Origin of the sequence: Methylibium petroleiphilum PM1 (assembly GCF_000015725.1) — a bacterium.
GTDB lineage: Bacteria > Pseudomonadota > Gammaproteobacteria > Burkholderiales > Burkholderiaceae_C > Methylibium > Methylibium petroleiphilum.
In genome coordinates this window covers 205533-224732 of the sequence record NC_008825.1, presented here as the reverse complement: position 1 = coordinate 224732, position 19200 = coordinate 205533, and the positions used below count along the sequence as shown (strand labels likewise).

General features: G+C 67.8%; 19 protein-coding genes. 6 read left to right on the top strand and 13 right to left on the bottom strand.

Annotated elements, in window-relative coordinates; all coding sequences use genetic code 11:
- The first annotated feature begins 138 nt into the window (after window positions 1–138).
- The 3 genes from MPE_RS01025 to MPE_RS01015 all read left to right on the top strand — a co-directional run bounded on the left by MPE_RS01025 (window position 139) and on the right by MPE_RS01015 (window position 3513).
- Window positions 139–2433, top strand: a complete 2295-nt coding sequence (locus tag MPE_RS01025; protein ID WP_011827808.1) for an NADP-dependent malic enzyme — start codon at window positions 139–141, stop codon at window positions 2431–2433.
- 227 nt (window positions 2434–2660) lie between these two features.
- The gene (locus MPE_RS01020) at window positions 2661–3077 is read left to right on the top strand and encodes a guanyl-specific ribonuclease (RefSeq protein ID WP_011827807.1); all 417 of its coding nucleotides are present in this window, start codon (window positions 2661–2663) and stop codon (window positions 3075–3077) included.
- 37 nt (window positions 3078–3114) lie between these two features.
- Window positions 3115–3513, top strand: a complete 399-nt coding sequence (locus MPE_RS01015) for a barstar family protein (protein ID WP_011827806.1) — start codon at window positions 3115–3117, stop codon at window positions 3511–3513.
- Between the two features lie 203 nt (window positions 3514–3716).
- Here the strand turns inward: MPE_RS01015 and rsmA are convergent, their stop codons facing one another.
- From rsmA to MPE_RS01000, 3 genes are read right to left on the bottom strand one after another with little or no spacing between them, the layout of a single operon-like run.
- On the bottom strand, window positions 3717–4487 hold the full coding sequence (gene rsmA, locus MPE_RS01010; RefSeq protein ID WP_011827805.1) for a 16S rRNA (adenine(1518)-N(6)/adenine(1519)-N(6))-dimethyltransferase RsmA: 771 nt from the start codon (window positions 4485–4487) through the stop codon (window positions 3717–3719).
- A gap of 34 nt (window positions 4488–4521) precedes the next feature.
- The gene (locus MPE_RS01005; protein WP_011827804.1) at window positions 4522–5835 is read right to left on the bottom strand and encodes a peptidylprolyl isomerase; all 1314 of its coding nucleotides are present in this window, start codon (window positions 5833–5835) and stop codon (window positions 4522–4524) included.
- Window positions 5836–5848: 13 nt separating this feature from the next.
- Entirely contained in the window at window positions 5849–8212 is a 2364-nt protein-coding gene (locus MPE_RS01000) for an LPS-assembly protein LptD (protein ID WP_158304591.1), read from the bottom strand.
- 307 nt (window positions 8213–8519) lie between these two features.
- Between MPE_RS01000 and MPE_RS00995 the strand changes: the two genes are divergently transcribed.
- The 3 genes from MPE_RS00995 to MPE_RS00985 all read left to right on the top strand — a co-directional run bounded on the left by MPE_RS00995 (window position 8520) and on the right by MPE_RS00985 (window position 10790).
- Window positions 8520–9518, top strand: a complete 999-nt coding sequence (locus tag MPE_RS00995) for an aminoglycoside phosphotransferase family protein (protein WP_049820853.1) — start codon at window positions 8520–8522, stop codon at window positions 9516–9518.
- Window positions 9519–9531: 13 nt separating this feature from the next.
- Complete coding sequence (locus MPE_RS00990) at window positions 9532–10269, top strand: 16S rRNA (uracil(1498)-N(3))-methyltransferase (RefSeq protein WP_011827801.1); 738 nt, start codon at window positions 9532–9534, stop codon at window positions 10267–10269.
- Between the two features lie 104 nt (window positions 10270–10373).
- Window positions 10374–10790: a YidB family protein gene (locus tag MPE_RS00985; protein ID WP_011827800.1), complete on the top strand. Its 417-nt coding sequence runs from the start codon at window positions 10374–10376 to the stop codon at window positions 10788–10790.
- Window positions 10791–10874: 84 nt separating this feature from the next.
- On the opposite strand, the gene MPE_RS00980 is transcribed toward MPE_RS00985, so the two are convergent.
- From MPE_RS00980 to MPE_RS00935, 10 genes are all read right to left on the bottom strand, one after another.
- Window positions 10875–11291, bottom strand: coding sequence for a F0F1 ATP synthase subunit epsilon (locus tag MPE_RS00980; RefSeq protein ID WP_011827799.1), 417 nt, complete (start codon window positions 11289–11291; stop codon window positions 10875–10877).
- A gap of 127 nt (window positions 11292–11418) precedes the next feature.
- Complete coding sequence (gene atpD / locus MPE_RS00975) at window positions 11419–12834, bottom strand: F0F1 ATP synthase subunit beta (protein WP_011827798.1); 1416 nt, start codon at window positions 12832–12834, stop codon at window positions 11419–11421.
- Window positions 12835–12890: 56 nt separating this feature from the next.
- Entirely contained in the window at window positions 12891–13766 is an 876-nt protein-coding gene (gene atpG / locus MPE_RS00970; protein ID WP_011827797.1) for a F0F1 ATP synthase subunit gamma, read from the bottom strand.
- 32 nt (window positions 13767–13798) lie between these two features.
- Window positions 13799–15352, bottom strand: a complete 1554-nt coding sequence (atpA, locus tag MPE_RS00965) for a F0F1 ATP synthase subunit alpha (protein ID WP_011827796.1) — start codon at window positions 15350–15352, stop codon at window positions 13799–13801.
- An 89-nt stretch (window positions 15353–15441) separates the two neighbouring features.
- The gene (locus tag MPE_RS00960) at window positions 15442–15975 is read right to left on the bottom strand and encodes a F0F1 ATP synthase subunit delta (RefSeq protein ID WP_011827795.1); all 534 of its coding nucleotides are present in this window, start codon (window positions 15973–15975) and stop codon (window positions 15442–15444) included.
- 2 nt (window positions 15976–15977) lie between these two features.
- A complete protein-coding gene (locus MPE_RS00955) occupies window positions 15978–16448 on the bottom strand; it encodes a F0F1 ATP synthase subunit B (protein WP_011827794.1) in 471 nt (156 codons plus the stop codon).
- 38 nt (window positions 16449–16486) lie between these two features.
- Window positions 16487–16735, bottom strand: coding sequence for a F0F1 ATP synthase subunit C (atpE, locus tag MPE_RS00950; protein WP_011827793.1), 249 nt, complete (start codon window positions 16733–16735; stop codon window positions 16487–16489).
- Window positions 16736–16796: 61 nt separating this feature from the next.
- Entirely contained in the window at window positions 16797–17669 is an 873-nt protein-coding gene (gene atpB / locus MPE_RS00945) for a F0F1 ATP synthase subunit A (RefSeq protein WP_011827792.1), read from the bottom strand.
- Between the two features lie 3 nt (window positions 17670–17672).
- A complete protein-coding gene (locus MPE_RS00940; protein ID WP_011827791.1) occupies window positions 17673–18179 on the bottom strand; it encodes an ATP synthase subunit I in 507 nt (168 codons plus the stop codon).
- Between the two features lie 171 nt (window positions 18180–18350).
- Entirely contained in the window at window positions 18351–19190 is an 840-nt protein-coding gene (locus MPE_RS00935; protein ID WP_011827790.1) for an HpcH/HpaI aldolase family protein, read from the bottom strand.
- Window positions 19191–19200 lie beyond the last annotated feature (10 nt).

The window sequence follows — 19200 nt, the reverse complement described above, 5'->3', positions numbered from 1 at the left end:
GCGCATGGCCGTTACCTCCGGGATTTGCAACACTGCCCTGCGCAAGCCGCTCTGGCCGCAAAAGGGGGTCTTCTTACAATCGTCGACCCGGCCCGCTGCCCCTCGTGCGGTGCGCCTCCCAACACGGAAAGCCAGACCATGCTGACCAACGAAGAAAAGAGTGCGGAACTGCGCCAGGCCGCGCTCGAGTACCACGAGTTCCCGACGCCCGGCAAGGTGGCCATCGCCGCCACCAAGCAGCTGGTCAATCAGCGCGACCTCGCGCTGGCGTATTCGCCCGGCGTGGCGGCCGCCTGCGAAGAGATCGTGGCCGACCCGGCCAACGCCTACCGCTACACCTCGCGCGGCAACCTCGTGGCGGTGGTCACCAACGGCACTGCGGTGCTGGGCCTGGGGGACATCGGTCCGCTGGCGGCCAAGCCGGTGATGGAAGGCAAGGGCGTGCTGTTCAAGAAGTTCGCCGGCATCGACGTGTTCGACCTCGAGATCGCCGAGCGCAACCTCGACAAGCTGGTCGACTGCATCGCCGCGCTGGAACCCACCTTCGGCGGCATCAACCTCGAGGACATCAAGGCGCCGGACTGCTTCTACGTGGAGCGCAAGCTGCGCGAACGCATGAAGATCCCGGTCTTCCACGACGACCAGCACGGCACGGCGATCGTGGTCGGTGCCGCGCTGATCAATGGCCTGAAGGTGGTCGGCAAGGACATCACCAAGGTCAAGCTGGTCACGTCGGGCGCCGGTGCGGCTGCGCTGGCCTGCCTGAACCTGCTGGTGAAGCTGGGGCTGCCGCGCGAGAACATCTGGGTCACCGATCTGGCCGGCGTGGTCTACAGCGGACGCACCGAGCTGATGGACCCCGACAAGGCCGAGTTTGCCCAGCCCACCAGCCAGCGCTCGCTGATGGACGCGATCGCTGGTGCCGACATCTTCCTGGGCCTGTCAGCCGGCGGCGTGCTGAAGAAGGACATGGTCGCGAAGATGGCGGCCAATCCGGTGATCTTCGCACTGGCCAACCCCAACCCCGAGATTTCACCGGAGGACGTGAAGGCGGTGCGTGACGACGCCATCATGGCCACCGGCCGCACCGACTACCCGAACCAGGTCAACAACGTCCTGTGCTTCCCCTACATCTTCCGGGGCGCGCTGGACTCGGGGGCGACCACCATCACCGACGAGATGGAAGTCGCCGCGGTCTACGCGATCGCCGACCTGGCCCAGGCCGAGCAGAGCGAGGTGGTGGCCGCCGCCTACGCCGGCGCCACGCTGAGCTTCGGGCCGGAGTACCTGATCCCCAAGCCCTTCGACCCGCGCCTGATGATGAAGATCGCGCCGGCCGTCGCGCTGGCGGCAGCGGCCTCGGGCGTGGCCACGAGGCCCGTCAAGGACATCGACGCCTACCGCGAGAAGCTGCAGGCCTTCGTCTACGCCTCGGGCACGACGATGAAGCCGATCTTCAACGTCGCCAAGCGCGCCAAGGTCAAGCGCGTGGTGTTCTGCGAGGGCGAGGAAGAGCGCGTGCTGCGCGCGGTGCAGGTCATCATCGACGAGGACCTGGCGCGGCCGACGCTGGTGGGCCGCCCACCGGTCATCGAGCAGCGCTGCGAGCGCTTCGGGCTGCGGCTGCAAGCCGGTCGCGACTATGACGTGGTCAACCCCGAGAACGACGAACGCTACCGCGACTACTGGCAGACCTACCACCGCATCATGGCGCGGCGCGGCGTGACCCAGCAGTTCGCGAAGATCGAGATGCGGCGCCGGCTGACACTGATCGGCGGCATGCTGCTGCACAAGGGCGAGGTCGACGGCATGCTCTGCGGCACCTGGGGCACGACAGCGATGCACCTCAAGCACATCGACGAGCTGATCGGCCTGCGCCCTGGCGCCAAGACCTACGCCTGCATGAACGGGCTGATCCTGCCCGGCCGCCAGGTGATGCTGGTCGACACCCACGTCAACTACGACCCCACCGCGGCCCAGCTGGCCGAGATCACGGTGATGGCGGCCGAGGAGATGAAGCGCTTCGGCCTGGTGCCCAAGGCGGCGCTGCTGAGCCACTCCAACTTCGGCTCCAGCAACCAGCCTTCGGCGCTGAAGATGCGCGAGGCGCTCGCGCTGGTGCGCGCGCAGGCGCCGTGGCTGGAGGTCGACGGCGAGATGCACGGCGACACGGCACTCGATCCCTCGCAACGCAGTGCCCAGATCCCCGACAGCACACTGCAGGGAGAAGCGAACCTGCTGGTGTTGCCGAACATCGACGCCGCCAACATCTCGTACAACCTGCTCAAGACTGCAGCCGGTGGCGGCATTGCGATCGGCCCGGTGCTGCTCGGCGCCGCCAAGCCGGTGCACATCCTGACGCCGTCCGCCACGGTGCGGCGCATCGTGAACCTGACGGCGCTGACGGTCGCCGACATCAACGCCGTCCGCTGAGCGCCGTCGACCCTTGCGCCGCCCTCCCCGGACCCACGGCGGCGGGCACCCCACAAGTCAGCGGCGAGAAAGTCGTCAAGTTTTCCGATATTCAAGACCATTTCAAGAAGTTTGTACACACAAACAAATCTTGATTTCCCCCTAGACGCTGCTGAAATTTGAGGCAGGCCCTTGAGGTATCGGCCCCAATTCAGTACCATCTGGGCTTCGAATTTCAGGGATAACCCGTGGTCTTCACCGGTCGGTCACACCGGGGATCTGCTTGGCGGCTGGTTGCCGTTGCCTTGCTTGCGGCAGCGTCGGTCGGAGCGGCATCCATCGGATTCGTGACACAGGCGAAGGACTCGGCGCCGAGAGCGGTAGTGAGCTTGTCCTCACTACCTGTCGAGGCGCAGACGGCCCAACGGCTGATCCACGCCGGCGGTCCCTTCCCGTACTCGAAAGACGGCATCGTGTTCGGCAACCGGGAGCGTCTGCTCCCGCGCCATCCGCGCGGCTACTACCGCGAGTACACGGTGCAAACACCAGGGTCCCGCGATCGGGGGGCCCGGAGGATCGTGTGCGGAGGCCAGCAAGCCACCGCGCCCGAAGCCTGCTACTACACCGACGATCATTACGCGAGCTTCCGCCTCATCGCGCAGTGAGCCCTACCACCAACAAGGAACGAGGGGGATTTCGACCATGATGCCTTTGCACACCGTCCGTCCCAACATCGTGCAGGCCATCCGCGCATTCCGCGTGGAAGATCTGCAGCTTGCCGCGCAAGACCTCGGCCAGCATTTCCTGTACGCCAATCTGGGATCGGCCCAGTCCAAGCAGGAAGTCCTGGAGGGTATTGCCGAAGCCTTCCTGTTCCCGACGCATTTCGGCAAGAACCTCGATGCACTGTTCGACTGCATGACCGACCTGGTACACAAGTCGGGCAGCCAGCCGGGCTTCGTGGTGGTGCTGGAACAGCTGCCCGACAACGCCAAGTTTGATCGCGAGGCCCGCGAGCAGCTGCTCGACGTGTTCCGCGACGCCGCCGACTTCTGGGGGGAACGCAAGATACCCTTCAGGTGCTTCTATTCTTTTCAGTAGCCCGCTCCCCGGACATCGGGCAGGGAGAGCGGGCGATGGAAGCCCAGAACGACGCGAAGCCGGCCAAGACGCCGGCCGGCGTGATCAGTGTGCAACTGCCGTTCATGAGCAGCGCGTTCGACACGGCGGGGTGGCTGGTCGCGGCCTGACGATCTCGGACGCGGTCGACACTGACAACGGGCCCTGAGGGGTCCGTTGTCGTTTCAGCGCTCGCCGGGCGTCAGCGCCAGGGCCAGGGCCAGGTAATCGGCCACCGGCACTTCCTCGGCGCGGCGCTGGGTGTCGAAGGTCCCGCTGAACTCGCGCGCGTCGAGCCACTTTCCCAGCGTGTGTCGCAGCAACTTGCGACGCTGCGAGAACGCCGTCGCCACCAGCTCGCCGAGCAGCGCGGCGTCGACCGCAGGCGGTGCCGGGAACGGCAGCATGCGGACCACCGCCGAGTTCACGCGCGGCGGGGGTTCGAAAGCCTCGGGCGGCACGTCGAGCACCGACTCGATGTCATAGCGCCACTGCAGCATCACGCTGAGCCGTCCGTAGTCCTTGCTGCACGGGGCGGCGGCCATGCGTTCGACAACCTCCTTCTGCAGCATGAAGTGCTGGTCCTCGACCTGCGCCGCGGCCGGCAGCAGATGAAAGAGGATGGGGGTCGAGATGTTGTAGGGCAAATTCCCGACGATCCGCAGCCGGCCCGCCGAGGCCATGGCCAGCGCGGCAAAGTCCACCCGCAGCACGTCGGACTCGATCACCTGCAGCTCGGCCCGCCGCCGCAGCCGGGCGGCCAGGTCGCGGTCGAGCTCGACGACGGTGAGGTGTTCGCAGCGCGCCACCAGCGGATCGGTCATCGCGCCCAGACCCGGGCCGATCTCGACCAGGGCCTGCCCGGGTCGCGGGTCGATCAGGCCGACGATCGCATCGACCACCGCCGCATCGGACAGGAAATGCTGGCCGAAGCGCTTGCGGGCGATGTGCTTCACGCCTGCCGCGGGGCCACTGTCACCGACCTCACGCTCACTGCGGAGGCTCCCTCATCTCCACGTAGGCGCGGGCCCGCACATCGCGCGCCCACTCCTGGTAGGCACTCTCGAACTTCTGCTCGCGCAGGACATTGCGCGCGATCTCGCGCTGCTGCTTCCGGTCGACCGGGACGCTGCGACGCTCCAGCACCTGGATCAGGTGCACGCCAAACCGCGAGACCACCGGATCCGACACCTGGTTGATGCCGAGTGCCTTCATGGCCTCCTCGAACTCCGGCACGAACTGGCCCGGCGAGGCCCAGCCGAGTTCGCCGCCCTGGGCCGCGCTGCCGTCCTCGGAGTTCTCGCGGGCGAGCTGGGCGAAGCTGGCCTTGCCGCTGTCGACCTGCTGCTTGAACTCCGCCAGCCGGGCCACGGCGGCCGACTGCGTCAGTTGTGCCGAGGTCCGCAGCAGGATGTGGCGAGCGCGCGTCTGCGGCACCATCATGCCGCCATCGCGCCGCTCCACCACCTTCAGCACATGAAAGCCGGCGCCCGACTGCAACACCTGCGGCACGATGGCGCCGCCGCGCAGATCGCGCACCGCGTCAGCAAACAGGTCGGGCAGCCGATCGAGCGTGCGCAGGCCCAGGGCCCCACCCTGCTCCTTCGACCCGGTCGACAGCTCGTTGACGAGACGCGCAAAGTCCTCGCCCCCGCGGGCACGCTGCAGAGCCTGTTCGGCGAGCACGCGGCGCTGCGCCAGCTCGGCCTCGCCGGCGCCCTCGGGCACGCCGATCAGCAGCTGCGCGACATTGAACTGCGGCGGGGCCACGCCGCTGGCACGACTGGCCAGCAGGGTCTCGACCTCGCTGTCGCTGATCTTGATGCGCGACTGGACCTCGCGTTCTCGCACCCGCTCGAGCAGCAACTGATCCCGCAGGTTGCTGCGAAAGCGCGAGAACTCGATGCCGTCGCGCTGCAGGCGCTCGCGCAGCTGCGCCAGCGTGATGCGGTTCTGCGCGGCGACGTTGCCGACGGTGCGGTCGAGCTCGGCCTCGTCGATGCGCACGCCGCTTTCGCGGGCCGCACTGAGCTGGGCGCGTTCGTCGATCAGGGTGTCGAGCATGCGGCGGCGCAATTCGTCGTCAGGCGGTAGTGCCTGCCCACTCTGAGCCGCCTCGCGCCGCAGCGCAGCCAGCCGCTGCTGGACTTCTGCATTGGTGACCAGTTCCCGGTCGACGATCGCGACGATGTAGTCGGCCGAGCGGACCGGCGACGGCTGCGCGACCGCGTTCGCGACGAAGAGGCTGCAGAGCAGCGCGAGCAGCAGCCCTCTGGCGCAAGGGGGAGAAGACTTCGGCAACATCGATGACAGCAGCTCAGGGGGTCGAGAGGGCCGGCGCGACCACCGGACTGTCGTCGCGCAGCAAACGGTAACCGGGCACATTCTCCCTCAGCACCTTCAACGGGTTGGACCCGAGCCGCGACAGGCCGATCAGCTCCAGCTGGAACAGCAGCCGGGTGGTCGCCTGGCTGCGCCCGGTGGACAGGCGCTCGGCGACGATGCGGCCGATCCAGCACCCCGAGTCGTACTCGAAGCCGACGATGGAATCGGTGATGCGGGAGTCGCGGCGGCTGTAGTTGACGCGCCCCACCGTGTACCAGGCGCCCGGGCAGCCGGCCAGCGGCGCGAGCCGCGAGCGGCCCTCGAAGTCCTCGAGCATCTGCGCGTCGCGCGCCTGCACGGCGGCGGCGTGCTCGCGTGCCGGCGCGTTGAGCGGCCATTGCCAGCCCAGCTCGACCTGTTCGCTGGCATTGCGCGTGTAGCGGTAGCTGGTGCTGAGGGTGCGCAAGGGTCCGGGCGAGTAGCGCACGCTCGAAATGGAACGCGCGACGCGGCTGGTGTCGGAGTTGTACTGGACGGTGCTGTCGAAGTACCAGTTCCGCACGAGGTTGGTCGAACCCAGCAGCAGCAGGTCGGACCAGCGCTGCGTGATCGGCGTGCCGTCGGCCGTGATGCGCTGCGTGCGCAGCAGCATGCGCTGCGCGATGCCCAGCCGCAGCGCCTCGGCGCCGGTCGTGCGGTCGAGAAAGCGCGTGGTCACGCCGGCAGTCACCTGGTTCGCGTCCGATACGCGATCGACGCCGGAGAACACGTTGTCGGAGTAGATCGACGTGAAGTTGAAGTCGTTGGCCGCGCTGTCGAAGTTTGGCAGGCCGGTCTGGTCGCGGTAGGGCGTGTTGACATAGAACAGCCGCGGCTCCAGCGTCTGCGTCAGTTCGCGCCCGAAGGCCGTGCTGTCGCGTTCGAAGATCCAGGCGCTGTCGAGCGACACCGTCGGAATGACACGCGACGCGCGCCGACGGCCATCGGCCAGGGACTGGTCGAGGTCGTAGCTGGCCGCGTTGAACGACACCCGGGGTGTCAGCGTCCAGCCGGGCGCACCGGTCGGCGACCAGGGGCGTGCCAGCGAGCCCAGGGCGTGCAGGCGCGAGCCGGTCTGCAGGCTGGGGTCGTCGTTCGAGAAGCGGTTCGCCTCGGTCTCCCACTGCCATTCGAGCCCGCCGGATGCGCCGCGCTGGCGCAGGCCGATCTGCGGCTCGCGCTGGTAGGGCGAGACGATGCGGCTGGCCGGGTCGATATCCTGCAGCACCTGCCAGGTCTGCACGCGGGTGTAGGCCACGGTGTCGCCCCAGCCGTGATCGAAGCGGCGCCGCGCATAGGCATCGGTCGGCAGCAGGCGCGGCGTGAGGCTGGGCAGCGTGCCGGCGAAGTCCTTCCAGAAGTTGTCGTCCGAGGTGCGCTGCAGCGCCAGGCCGTAGTCGATCTCACCGACCGTCGCGCCTTCCCAGCGTGCCTCATGGCCGAGGTTCAGGGCCCAGCGCGAGCGATTGGCGACCTGGTCGTCGGGCAGCGCATAGGCCTGAACGCGGCCCAGGTAGCCCGGCTCGAGATAGCGGAACTCGGTGTCGAGCGCCGCGCCGCGCCGCGTCATGACCGACGGCGTCAGGGTCGCGTCGCGGTTCGGGGCGATGTCCCAGTAGTAGGGCACGCCGAGCTCGAAGCCGCTCTTGTTGTCGAGCTTGATGCTCGGCGGCAACCAGCCAGACTTGCGTTTCTCGGTCAGCGGGAAGCTCAGCGTCGGCGCGGCCAGGATCGGCACGCCATAGAACCGCAGCACCGCGCCCTCGGCCGTGCCTTCCTCGGCCGCCGTGTCGAGCAGCACGCGGTCGGTGCTCAGCAGCCAGGCCGGGTCGGGCGCCGGACAGCTGGTGTAGGTGGCGCCGTAGGCGATGCCCCGGTTCTCGTCGAGGAAGTCGAAGCGGTCGGCCTGCCCACCAGCGTTGGTGCGGCCGAAGTGGTAGCTCGGCGACTGGAAGTAGCCTTCGAAACGGTCGACCTTCAGCTGCACCTCGGGGCCACGGTAGATGTTGCCGTTGCGCGAGATCTCGACGTTGCCGGTGGCGCGCGCCAAGTCGCTCTGCTGCTGGTACTCGACCCGGTCAGCCTTCAGGAGCAAGGGGCCGCGGCGGAACTCGACGGCACCTTCGGCCAGAGTTTCCAGGTCAGGCCGGCCCGACAGGCGATCAGCCTCGATCACCAGCGGCCCGCCGCCGTCGTCGGCCTTGATGAGTGGACCGAAGCGCGCACCGCTTTCGGGACTCACCTGCAGTCCAGGGCCTTCGGCTCCTGACTGCGCGCGTGCGACGTCGATCAGCACGCCGCCACCTGCGGTCGTCATCAGGACCGCCGCCGCGACCGGGCGCAGGGCCCAGGCGCGCCGTGGAGGCAGGACGGTCGCGGCGCGGTCGGCGGTCGGCAAGATCGTGGCAGACAAGAGAAAAGGAGTCGCCGGTCGCGGCGCGCTGCGGCCGCCCGAGCAGCGCCACGGCGACGCCACCTTGCATGCGGTTTGTAGAATCTGATTATTCCACGCGCCTTCGTTCCGGAGGCTGCCGTACCGCAGGACCGCGGGGCCGCCGCGCCGACACACCGTGACCACACCCGAACCGATCCGCTGGACCGACCCCGCCCGGCAGCACGCCTTCATGGACTGGCTGAACGCACAGGCCGCGGCCCACGGCCTGGTGGTCGGCAGTCTGCGCGCAGCCAGTGCCGACGCCAGCTTCCGACGCTACTTCCGCATCGACGGCCGCGACGGCCCGCGCATCGTGATGGACGCGCCGCCGACCCACGAGGATTGCCGGCCCTTCGTCGGCGTGGCCGCGCTGTTGCGCGGCGGCGGTCTCGAGGCGCCTGAGGTGCTGAGCTGGGACGAGCCGCACGGCTTCATGCTGCTCAGCGACCTGGGCGCCACCACCTACCTCGAGGCGATCCGGCGCGCGGACCCCGCGCAGTCCAACGCGCTCTATCTGGCCGCACTCGACGCGCTGGTGCAGTTGCAGCGCATCGATGCGCACGCCCAGGTCCCGAACTACGACCGCGCGCTGCTGCAGCGCGAGCTCGACCTCTTCCCCACCTGGTACATCGAGCGCCACTGTGGGCAGCGGCTCGACGACAAGGCGCTCGCGCAGCTGCAACGCTGTTTCGCGCTGATCCTCGACGCCTGCACCGCTCAGCCCAGCGTGCTGGTGCATCGCGACTATCACTCGCGCAACCTGATGCTGCCGCGCGAGCCGGGCGGCCCACCGGGCCTGCTGGATTTCCAGGATGCCGTGTGGGGCCCGGTCAGCTACGACCTCGCGTCGCTGCTGCGTGACGCCTACGTCGAGTGGGACGAGTCCACCCAGCTCGACTGGGCGGTGCGCTACTGGGAACGCGGTCGCAAGGCAGGCCTGCCGCTGGACGCCGATTTCGGCAGTTTCTGGCGTGACTTCGAATGGATGGGGCTGCAACGTCATCTGAAGGTGCTGGGCATCTTCGCGCGACTCTCGCACCGGGACGGCAAGGACGGCTACCTCAAGGACCTGCCTCTGGTGTGGCGCTACGCGCACCGCGTGGCCAGCCGCTACAACGGCCTGGGCCCGCTAGCGCATCTGCTGGAGCAGCTCGCCGGGACGCAGCGAGAGAGCGGCTACACGTTCTGAGCGAGGGCCGAAGGTGCCACGCTTTCTCGTCGACATGCCGTTGGCCGATGGCCTGGAGGCGGCCTTGCCCGCCGCTGCCGCACGCCACGTGCAGGTGCTGCGGCTGCAGCCGGGCGATGGCCTCACGCTGTTCGACGGCCGCGGCAGCGAATGGGAGGCCCGGGTGGTGCAGATGGGCCGCAGCGAGGTCCGGGTCCGCGTCGGTGCGTCGCAACCGGTGGACCGCGAGCTGCCGCTGCCGATCACGCTGGCGGTCGGCATGCCCGCCAACGAACGCATGGACTGGCTGGTCGAGAAGGCCACCGAGCTGGGTGTGTCGACCTTGCAGCCGCTCGTCTGCGAGCGCTCGGTGCTGCGCCTGGGCGGCGAGCGCGCCGACAGGAAGCTGGCGCACTGGCAGGGCGTGGCGAGCGCCGCGGCCGAGCAGTGCGGCCGCACCACGCTGCCGCGCCTGCTGCCGGTGCGTGCCTTCGGCGAGTGGCAACGCGCGTTGCGGCCCGACGTGACCGAGGCGCGCTTCGTGCTGAGCCTGGCCGAGGGCACGCGCCCGTTCGTCGAGGCACTGCCGCCGGCACTGCGGGCCGGCCAAGGCCTCCTGTTCCTGAGCGGCCCCGAAGGCGGCCTCTGCAACACCGAGGATGCGCAGGCGCGCGCGGCCGGCCTGCAGCCGATCACGCTCGGCCCGCGGGTGCTGCGTGCGGAAACCGCGGCGCTGACCGTACTGGCCGCCGTGGCGGCGCTGTTCGGCTGAGAAGTGAGCCCGCGCGGGCACCGTACGCTGCCGAGGGACTCTGCGCCGCCGCTCGCCTGCGAGCCTCACAATCGGCGCGGGGACGGTCCCCGCGGGAGCACGTGATGGGTTTGCTGGACTCGGTGATCGGAGCCCTGGGCGGCTCTCAGGCGAACGGGCAAGGCGACGCGCTGCAGGCGGTGATCGCGATGCTGGCGCGCGGTGGACAGGGAGGCGGCGGGCTCGAGGGCCTGGTGCAGCAGTTCCAGCAGGGCGGCCTGGGCGACCTGATCGCCTCGTGGGTCGGCACTGGCCAGAACCTGCCGGTGTCCGCCAGCCAGCTGCAGGACGTGCTGGGCAGCGACATGCTGTCGCAGTTCGCCCAGCAGCTTGGCCTGCCTCCGGGGGAGGCGGCCGGTCAACTGTCGCAGCTGCTGCCGCAGGTGGTGGACAAGCTCACGCCCAATGGCCAGCTGTCCGACATCGGCAGCTCCGGGCTGGGCGACCTGGGCAGCGTGCTGGAGCGGTTCAGCCGGCCCTGAAGAAACGACAAGGCCCGCACGCGGCGGGCCTGGTGTCGTGTGCGGACCGACGGCGAAACAGCCCGCCGCCCCGACCTCCGCGCCTTACTTCTTGCGGAACTTGCGCAGCGCAGCGATCTGCGCGGCCATGGCCGCGAACTCGCCCTGGGCCTTGGCGAAGTCGATGTCGCTCTTGGCGTTCTTCATCGCCTCTTCGGCGGCCTTCTTGGCCTCCTCGGCCTTGGCCTCGTCGAGATCGTGACCGCGGATCGCGGTATCGGCCAGCACCGTGACGCGGTCCGGCTGCACCTCGAGGATGCCGCCGGCCACGAACACGAACTCTTCCTCGCCGTTGTCGGCGCGCTCCACCCGCACCGCGCCCGGCTTGATGCGCGTAATCAGCGGCGTGTGTCGCGGATAGATGCCGAGCTCGCCCATTTCACCGGGCAGCGCGACGAACTTCGCTTCGCCCGAGAAGATCGAGGCTTCGGCGGAAACCACGTCGACATGAATCGTTGCCATGCTGAATCGTCCTTAGCGTGCAAGAAGGTTCAAGAAGCAAGCAGGCGGCGTTCGGATAGGCGCCGCGCGGAACCAGGCTTCCTGCCCAGTGCGCACGGCAACGACGCCCGAGCGCCGTCTGCGCCGCTTATTGGATCTTCTTGGCCTTTTCGAAGGCTTCGTCGATCGTCCCGACCATGTAGAAGGCCTGTTCCGGGAGCGAGTCACACTCGCCGGCCACGATCATCTTGAAGCCACGGATGGTTTCCTTCAGCGGCACGTACTTGCCCGGCGAGCCGGTGAAGACCTCGGCCACGTGGAAGGGTTGCGACAGGAAGCGCTGGATCTTGCGGGCGCGCGCCACGGCCAGCTTGTCTTCCGGCGCCAGTTCGTCCATGCCGAGAATGGCGATGATGTCGCGCAGTTCCTTGTAGCGCTGCAGCACCTGCTGCACGGCACGGGTGGTGTTGTAGTGCTCTTCGCCGACGACGTTCGGGTCGATCTGGCGCGAGGTCGAGTCCAGCGGGTCCACCGCGGGGTAGATGCCCAGCGAGGCGATGTCGCGCGACAGCACCACGGTCGCATCCAAGTGGGCGAAGGTGGTTGCGGGCGACGGATCGGTGAGGTCATCCGCGGGCACGTAGACGGCCTGGATCGAGGTGATCGAGCCCACCTTGGTGGAGGTGATGCGCTCCTGCAGCCGGCCCATTTCCTCGGCCAGCGTCGGCTGGTAGCCCACCGCCGACGGCATCCGGCCCAGCAGCGCGGACACTTCGGTGCCGGCCAGCGTGTAGCGGTAGATGTTGTCAACGAAGAACAGCACGTCACGGCCTTCGTCGCGGAAGGACTCGGCGATCGTCAGGCCGGTCAGCGCAACGCGCAGACGGTTGCCCGGGGGCTCGTTCATCTGGCCGTAGACCATCGCGACCTTCGACTGCGTCAGGTCCTCCTGGACCACGACCTTCGAGTCCGACATCTCGTGATAGAAGTCGTTGCCCTCGCGGGTACGCTCGCCGACGCCAGCGAACACCGACAGACCCGAGTGGGCCTTGGCGATGTTGTTGATCAGCTCCATCATGTTCACGGTCTTGCCGACGCCAGCGCCGCCGAACAGACCCACCTTGCCGCCCTTGGCGAACGGGCAGATCAGGTCGATCACCTTGATGCCGGTCTCGAGCAGCTCTTGCGACGGGCTCAGCTCGTCGTAGGCCGGCGCCTTGCGGTGGATCGGCATGCTCAGCTCGGCGCTGACCGGGCCGCGCTCGTCGATCGGGCTGCCCAGCACGTCCATGATGCGACCCAGCGTGGCCTTGCCGACCGGCACGGTGATCGCCGCGCCGGTGTTGCTGACCATCAGGCCGCGGCGCAGGCCGTCGGACGAGCCCAGCGCGATGGTACGGACCACGCCGTCGCCGAGCTGCTGCTGCACCTCGAGCGTCAGGGCAGAGCCTTCCATCTTCAGCGCGTCATAGACACGCGGCATCTGGTCCCGCGGGAACTCCACGTCCACGACAGCGCCGATGCACTGGACGATCTTGCCGACGGCTGCTTGAGTGTTCGCCATTTTTCAGTTCCTTCAATCAATAGTCTTTGCGTTGCGTCTGCGGGTGCGTCGGGCCGTCAGCCCACCGCGGCCGCGCCGCTCACAATCTCTGAAAGCTCTTTGGTGATCGCCGCCTGGCGGGTCTTGTTGTAGACCAGCTTGAGCTCGCCGATCAGCGTGCCTGCGTTGTCGGTCGCGGCCTTCATCGCGACCATGCGCGCGGACTGCTCCGACGCCATGTTCTCGGCCACCGCCTGGTAGATCAGCGCCTCCACGAAGCGCAGCAGCAGGTCGTCGATGACGGTCTTGGCGTCGGGCTCGTAGAGGTAGTCCCAGCCATGTTCGCCGGCGTCCGCCTTCAGCTTGTCGGAGGCCAGTGGCAGCAGCTGCTCGACCACCGGCTCCTGCTTCATCGTGTTGATGAAGCGCGTGTAGCAGAGGTAGACCGCGTTGAGCTTGCCCTCGGCATAGGCGTCGAGCAGCACCTTGACCGGCCCGATCAACCGCTCGAGGTGCGGCGCGTCACCCAGCTGAGTGGCATGCGACACCACCTTGGCGCCGATACGGTTCAGGAAACCCAGGCCCTTGTTGCCGATCGCCACCGCCTCGGCCTTGCTGCCCTGCGACTCCAACTCGCGCAGCTTGCCGGTGACGGCGCGCAGCACATTGGTGTTCAGGCCACCGCACAGGCCCTTGTCCGTGGTGACGACGACGAACCCCGCGGTCTTGGCGGCCGTCGCGCTCACCGCCATGAAGGGGTGGGTGTACTCGGGGTTGGCCTGCGCGAGGTTGGCCGTGATGTTGCGAATCTTGTCCGCATACGGCCGGGCCGCGCGCATGCGCTCCTGCGCCTTGCGCATCTTCGAAGCCGCGACCATTTCCATGGCCTTGGTGATCTTCTTGGTGTTCTCGACGCTCTTGATCTTGCCGCGTATTTCCTTGCCGGCTGCCATCGCGCGCTCCTTGTCGTGAGAGGGTCAGGCGCTTACGCGAAGGACTTCTTGAAGGCACCGATGGCGGCGGCGAGCTCGGCTTCGCTGTCTTTGTCCAGCGCCTTGCTGTCCTCGAGCTTCTTCAGCAGCGCGGCGTAGCTGGTCTTCAGGAACTGGTGCAGGCCCGATTCGAAGGCGAGCACCTTCTTCACGTCAACGTCGTCGAGGAAGCCCTTGTTCACCGAGTACAGCGTCGCAGCCATCAGGCTGATCGGCAGCGGCTGGTACTGCTGCTGCTTGAGCAGCTCGGTCACGCGCGCGCCGCGGTCGAGCTGCTTGCGGGTGGCATCGTCCAGGTCGGAGGCGAACTGCGCGAAGGCGGCCAGTTCACGGTACTGCGCAAGGTCGGTCCGAATGCCGCCCGACAGGCCCTTGACCAGCTTGGTCTGGGCGGCGCCCCCCACGCGCGACACCGAGATACCGGCGTTGATCGCGGGGCGGATGCCGGCGTTGAACAGGTTGGTCTCGAGGAAGATCTGGCCGTCGGTGATCGAGATCACGTTGGTCGGCACGAAGGCCGACACGTCACCGGCCTGGGTCTCGATGATCGGCAGCGCGGTCAACGAGCCGGTCTTGCCCTTGACGGCGCCATTGGTGAATTTCTCGACGTAATCGGCGTTCACGCGCGCGGCGCGCTCGAGCAGACGGCTGTGGAGATAGAACACGTCACCGGGGTAGGCTTCACGGCCCGGCGGGCGGCGCAGCAGCAGCGAGACCTGGCGGTAGGCGACCGCCTGCTTGGACAGGTCGTCATAGATGATCAGCGCGTCTTCGCCGCGGTCGCGGAAGTACTCGCCCATCGTGCAGCCCGAGTAGGCCGACACGTACTGCATCGCTGCCGATTCCGAGGCGGAGGCCGCCACGACGATGGTGTAGCTCATCGCACCAGCCGCTTCGAGCGAGCGCACCACGTTCTTGATCGACGAGGCCTTCTGCCCGATCGCGACGTAGACGCAGGTCATGTTCTGACCCTTCTGGTTGATGATCGCGTCGATCGCCACCGCGGTCTTGCCGGTCTGGCGGTCGCCGATGATCAACTCGCGCTGGCCGCGGCCCACCGGCACCATGGAGTCGATCGACTTCAGGCCGGTCTGCACCGGCTGGTCCACCGACTTCCGTGCGATCACGCCCGGCGCGACCTTCTCGATCACGTCGGTCATCTTGGCGTTGATCGGTCCCTTGCCGTCGATCGGCTGACCCAGCGCATTGACCACGCGGCCGATCAGTTCCGGGCCGACCGGCACTTCCAGGATGCGGCCGGTGCACTTGACCGTGTCGCCTTCGGAGATGTGCTCGTACTCGCCCAGGATCACGGCACCGACCGAGTCGCGCTCGAGGTTCAGCGCGAGACCGAAGGTCGGCTGGCCGTCCTTGGTGGCGGGGAACTCCAGCATTTCGCCGGCCATGACCTCCGACAGGCCGTGCACGCGCACGATGCCGTCGGTCACCGACACCACGGTGCCCTGGTTGCGGATGTCCGACGAGGCGCCGAGCCCCTCGATGCGGCTCTTGATCAGTTCGGAAATTTCAGCGGGATTCAGTTGCATGGCTAGCTCCCAGTCTCTTCAGGCGCCCTGCGGCGTCGACGACCGAACCCGACGACTCGCGCCTCCGGGCGGATTGATTCAAATACGGCTCAGGCGGTCAACGCGACCTTCATGTGCTCGAGACGGGCCTTGACCGAGGTGTCGAGCACCTCGTCGCCGACCACCACCCGGACACCACCGATCAGTTCGGGCTCGAGCTGCACCGTGGCGGACAGCCTGCGCCCGAAGCGCTTCTCCAGCGTCGCCACCAGGTCGGCCAGCGCGGCCGGCTCGATGGGGAAGGCGCTGTAGACGATGGCGTCGGAAACGCCCGAACTCGCGTTGACCAGCGCGTGGAACTGCGCGGCGACCTCGGGCAGCGCCGACAGGCGCCCGTTCTCGATCATGGCGCGCAGCAGGTTCTGCACACCCGGCACCAGCGTCTGCTTGGTGACGCCGGCGACGAGATCGAACACCTGCTGGGCCGCCACCTTCGGGCTGTCGGCGAACTGCCGCAGCACCGGGTCGGCAGCGACCGCGCCGAGCGCGGCCACCTGCTCGGCCCAGCCGGCCGCCTCACCTTTCGGCGCGGCGCGGAACAGGGCCTCGGCGTAGGGGCGCGCGATGGTTGCGAGTTCTGCCATCGTCAGAGCTCCGTCTTCAGACGCGACAGCAAGTCGGCGTGGACGCCGGCGTTGACTTCGCGCTTGAGGATCTGCTCGGCGCCCTTGACGGCCAGCGCGGCGACCTGCTCGCGCAGCGACTCGCGCGCCTGCACCAGCTGTTGCTCGGCTTCCGACTTGGCGGCGGCGACGATCTTGCTGCCTTCCTCTGTGGCGCGCTTCTTGGCGTCTTCGACGATCGCGAGAGCACGCTTCTCGGCATCGGCCAGGCGGCGCGCATTCTCGTCACGTACGGAGGCAAGCTGTTCCTCGACCCGCTTGTTGGCCGAGGCCAGCTCGGTCTTGGCACGGTCGGCCGCGGCTAGGCCGTCGGCGATCTTGCTCGCGCGCTCGTCCAGCGCCTTCGTGATGGGCGGCCACACGAATTTCATCGTGAACCACGCCAGGATGAAGAACACCACCAGCTGCGCGAAGAGCGTTGCGTTCAGACTCACGGCAACACCTTTCTAGTGCGGTTGGAGGGACGGCCGGATTACTTCAGCACGAAGGGGTTGGCAAACGCGAACATCATCGCGATACCGACACCGATCAGGAAGGCCGCATCGATCAGGCCGGCGAGCAGGAACATCTTGGTCTGCAGCTCGTTCATCAGCTCGGGCTGACGGGCGGCCGATTCCAGGTACTTGCTGCCCATGATGCCGATGCCGATGCAGGCGCCGATGGCGCCCAGACCGATGATCAGGCCGGCGGCGAGGGCAACAAAACCGAGAACGTGTTCCATGGTGACTCCTTCAGAGGGGTGGTTGTAGTGAAAGAAAGAAGAACGAATCGAGCGCGAACGGTCAGTGGGCGTCGTGCGCCTGACCGACATAGACCAGGGTCAGCATCATGAAGATGAAGGCCTGCAGGGCGACGATCAGGATATGGAAGATCGCCCAGGCGGTGCCGGCCAGGATGTGGCCGATCCACATCGCGATGCCGGTGCCGGAGGCAAAGCCCACGCCCCCCATCAGCGCGATCAGCATGAACAGCAGTTCGCCGGCATACATGTTGCCGAACAGCCGCATGCCATGCGACACCGTCTTCGCGAGGAACTCGATGATCTGCATCGCGAAATTGAACGGATACAGGAACCACTTGTCGCCGAACGGCGCCGCGAAGAGCTCGTGCACCCAGCCACCGAGCCCCTTGATCTTGATGTTGTAGTAGATGCAGACCAGCAGCACGCCGCATGACAGGCCGAGCGTGGTCGACAGGTCGGCGGTCGGCACGACGCGCATGTAGGCGTGGTGCGGGTCGTGGCCGGCCGCACCGTAGATCGCTTCCCAGATGCGCGGAATCAGGTCCACGGGCAGAAAGTCCATCGAGTTCATCAGGAAGATCCAGACAAACACGGTGAGCGCCAGCGGGCCGACGAACTTGCGCGAGGTGGCGTTGTGGATGATGGACTTGGCCTGGTTGTCCACCATCTCGAGCAGCAACTCGACGGCGGCCTGGGTGCGACCCGGCACGCCAGCAGTCACGCCCTTGGCGACACGCCACATGAAGAACAGGCCGACGACGCCGAGCAGGATCGACCAGAACAGCGAGTCGACGTTGAATACCGAGAAATCCACGATGCCGGTCTGCTCGTGGCTCTGCAGGTGCTTCAGGTGGTGCCCGATGTATTCACCGGCAGTGGGTCCGTGTCCCGCAAGATTTCCTTCGGCTGCCATGAGTCAGTCTCGTCCCGCTTCGTTCTTCACCCGGCCCTGCCAGAGCAGCGCCAACCAGTTGACCTTCATGCACACGAGCATGGCGACCAGCAGCGCTGGCCAGCTCAAACCCGGCACGACCTTCGTGGCAGCCGCCAGCATGGCCACTGCCAAACCCACCTTCACCGCCTCCCAGAGCATGAAGCTGAACGCCGCGGCGCCCACTCCTGCCCCCGTGAGGCGGGTGATGCCGCGCGCCAACAGCGCGCCCGGCACCACCACGGCCGCGGCGCCGTAAAGCGCCGACCAGGCCAGTTCGCTGCGCTGGGTGACCAGCCCGATCAGGGCCGCCACCACCAAGCCGACCGCGGCCTGGGCCGCGATCACCCGCCAGGGTGAAACCGGCGGGTGCTTGGCCCTCAGAGCCTGGGCTTCTTCGGGGCTCAGGGTCTTGAAAGGCGCGTCGTCGTCCTCAGCTGCCCCCGGTCCGGGCCAGGCGTTGCGCACATCGGTGGAAGCGCGCTCGCTCATATTCGGACAGGTCAGATTCGGCAAAACCCCGGGAGTGTACGTGATAACCCGGAGCTTTCAACCCTCGCCGAGTCCGCTGATTCGCGTGCGCGAAAGCCTCTCGACGGACGCCCGCTGCCGTGTTAAGGGGCCAGCCGCCCCAGCCTGCTTCGGCCGCGGCCCTCCCGCGGGTCAGTAGGCGTGCGTCCCGACGTGGAGCGAGTGCACCGCCGCGGCATCCGGCGTGCGCAGCGCGTGCAGCGAGGCCTGCGCCGCATGCACCAGCAACCCGAGGTCGGACCCCAGGCCGACGAAATCGAACCCGGCCGCGCGGACCTGGGTGGCCATTTCCGGCGTGCCGGCCAGCGTGCCGATCGGGATGCCCGCCGCACGCGCGCGCTCCGCCGCCTGCGCTGCCAGCTTCTGCACCGCCGGGTGCCGCGCATTGCCGCCATGCCCAAGGGCCGCCGAAAGATCGGCCGGCCCGATGAACAGCGCATCGACGCCCTCGACCGCGGCGATCTCCTCCAGCGCGTCGAGCGCCTGCGGCGTTTCGAGCTGCAGGATCAGAGCCACGCCCGCGTCGGCCGCCTGCGTATCGAGGCGCAGCGTGCCGTAGCGCGTGGCGCGGCTCATGCCGGCCACACCGCGCATGCCGAGCGGCGGATAGCGCGTGGCCGCCACGGCGCGCCGGGCCTCGGCGGCGCTCTGGACGAACGGCACCATCAAGGTGCTGGCACCCGCATCGAGCAGGCGCTTGAACAGCACCGCATCGTTCGCGGGCAGGCGCACGATCGGCACCAGCTTCGTCGTGGCCAGGGCTTGCAGCATCTGCACCACGCCCGGCAGCTCGAGCGGCGAGTGCTCCATGTCGAGCACCGCCCAGTCGAAGCCTGCATGGCCGATCGCCTCGGCAACCAGCGGGCTGGCCGACATGACCCAGGTGCCGAGCGGCACGCGCTGGTGGCTGGCGCGCGGGTGCGCGTCGATGCCACGGGCCGGGTTCTGCAACAGCTGCTTGAACGCATTCATCGCGGCCTCC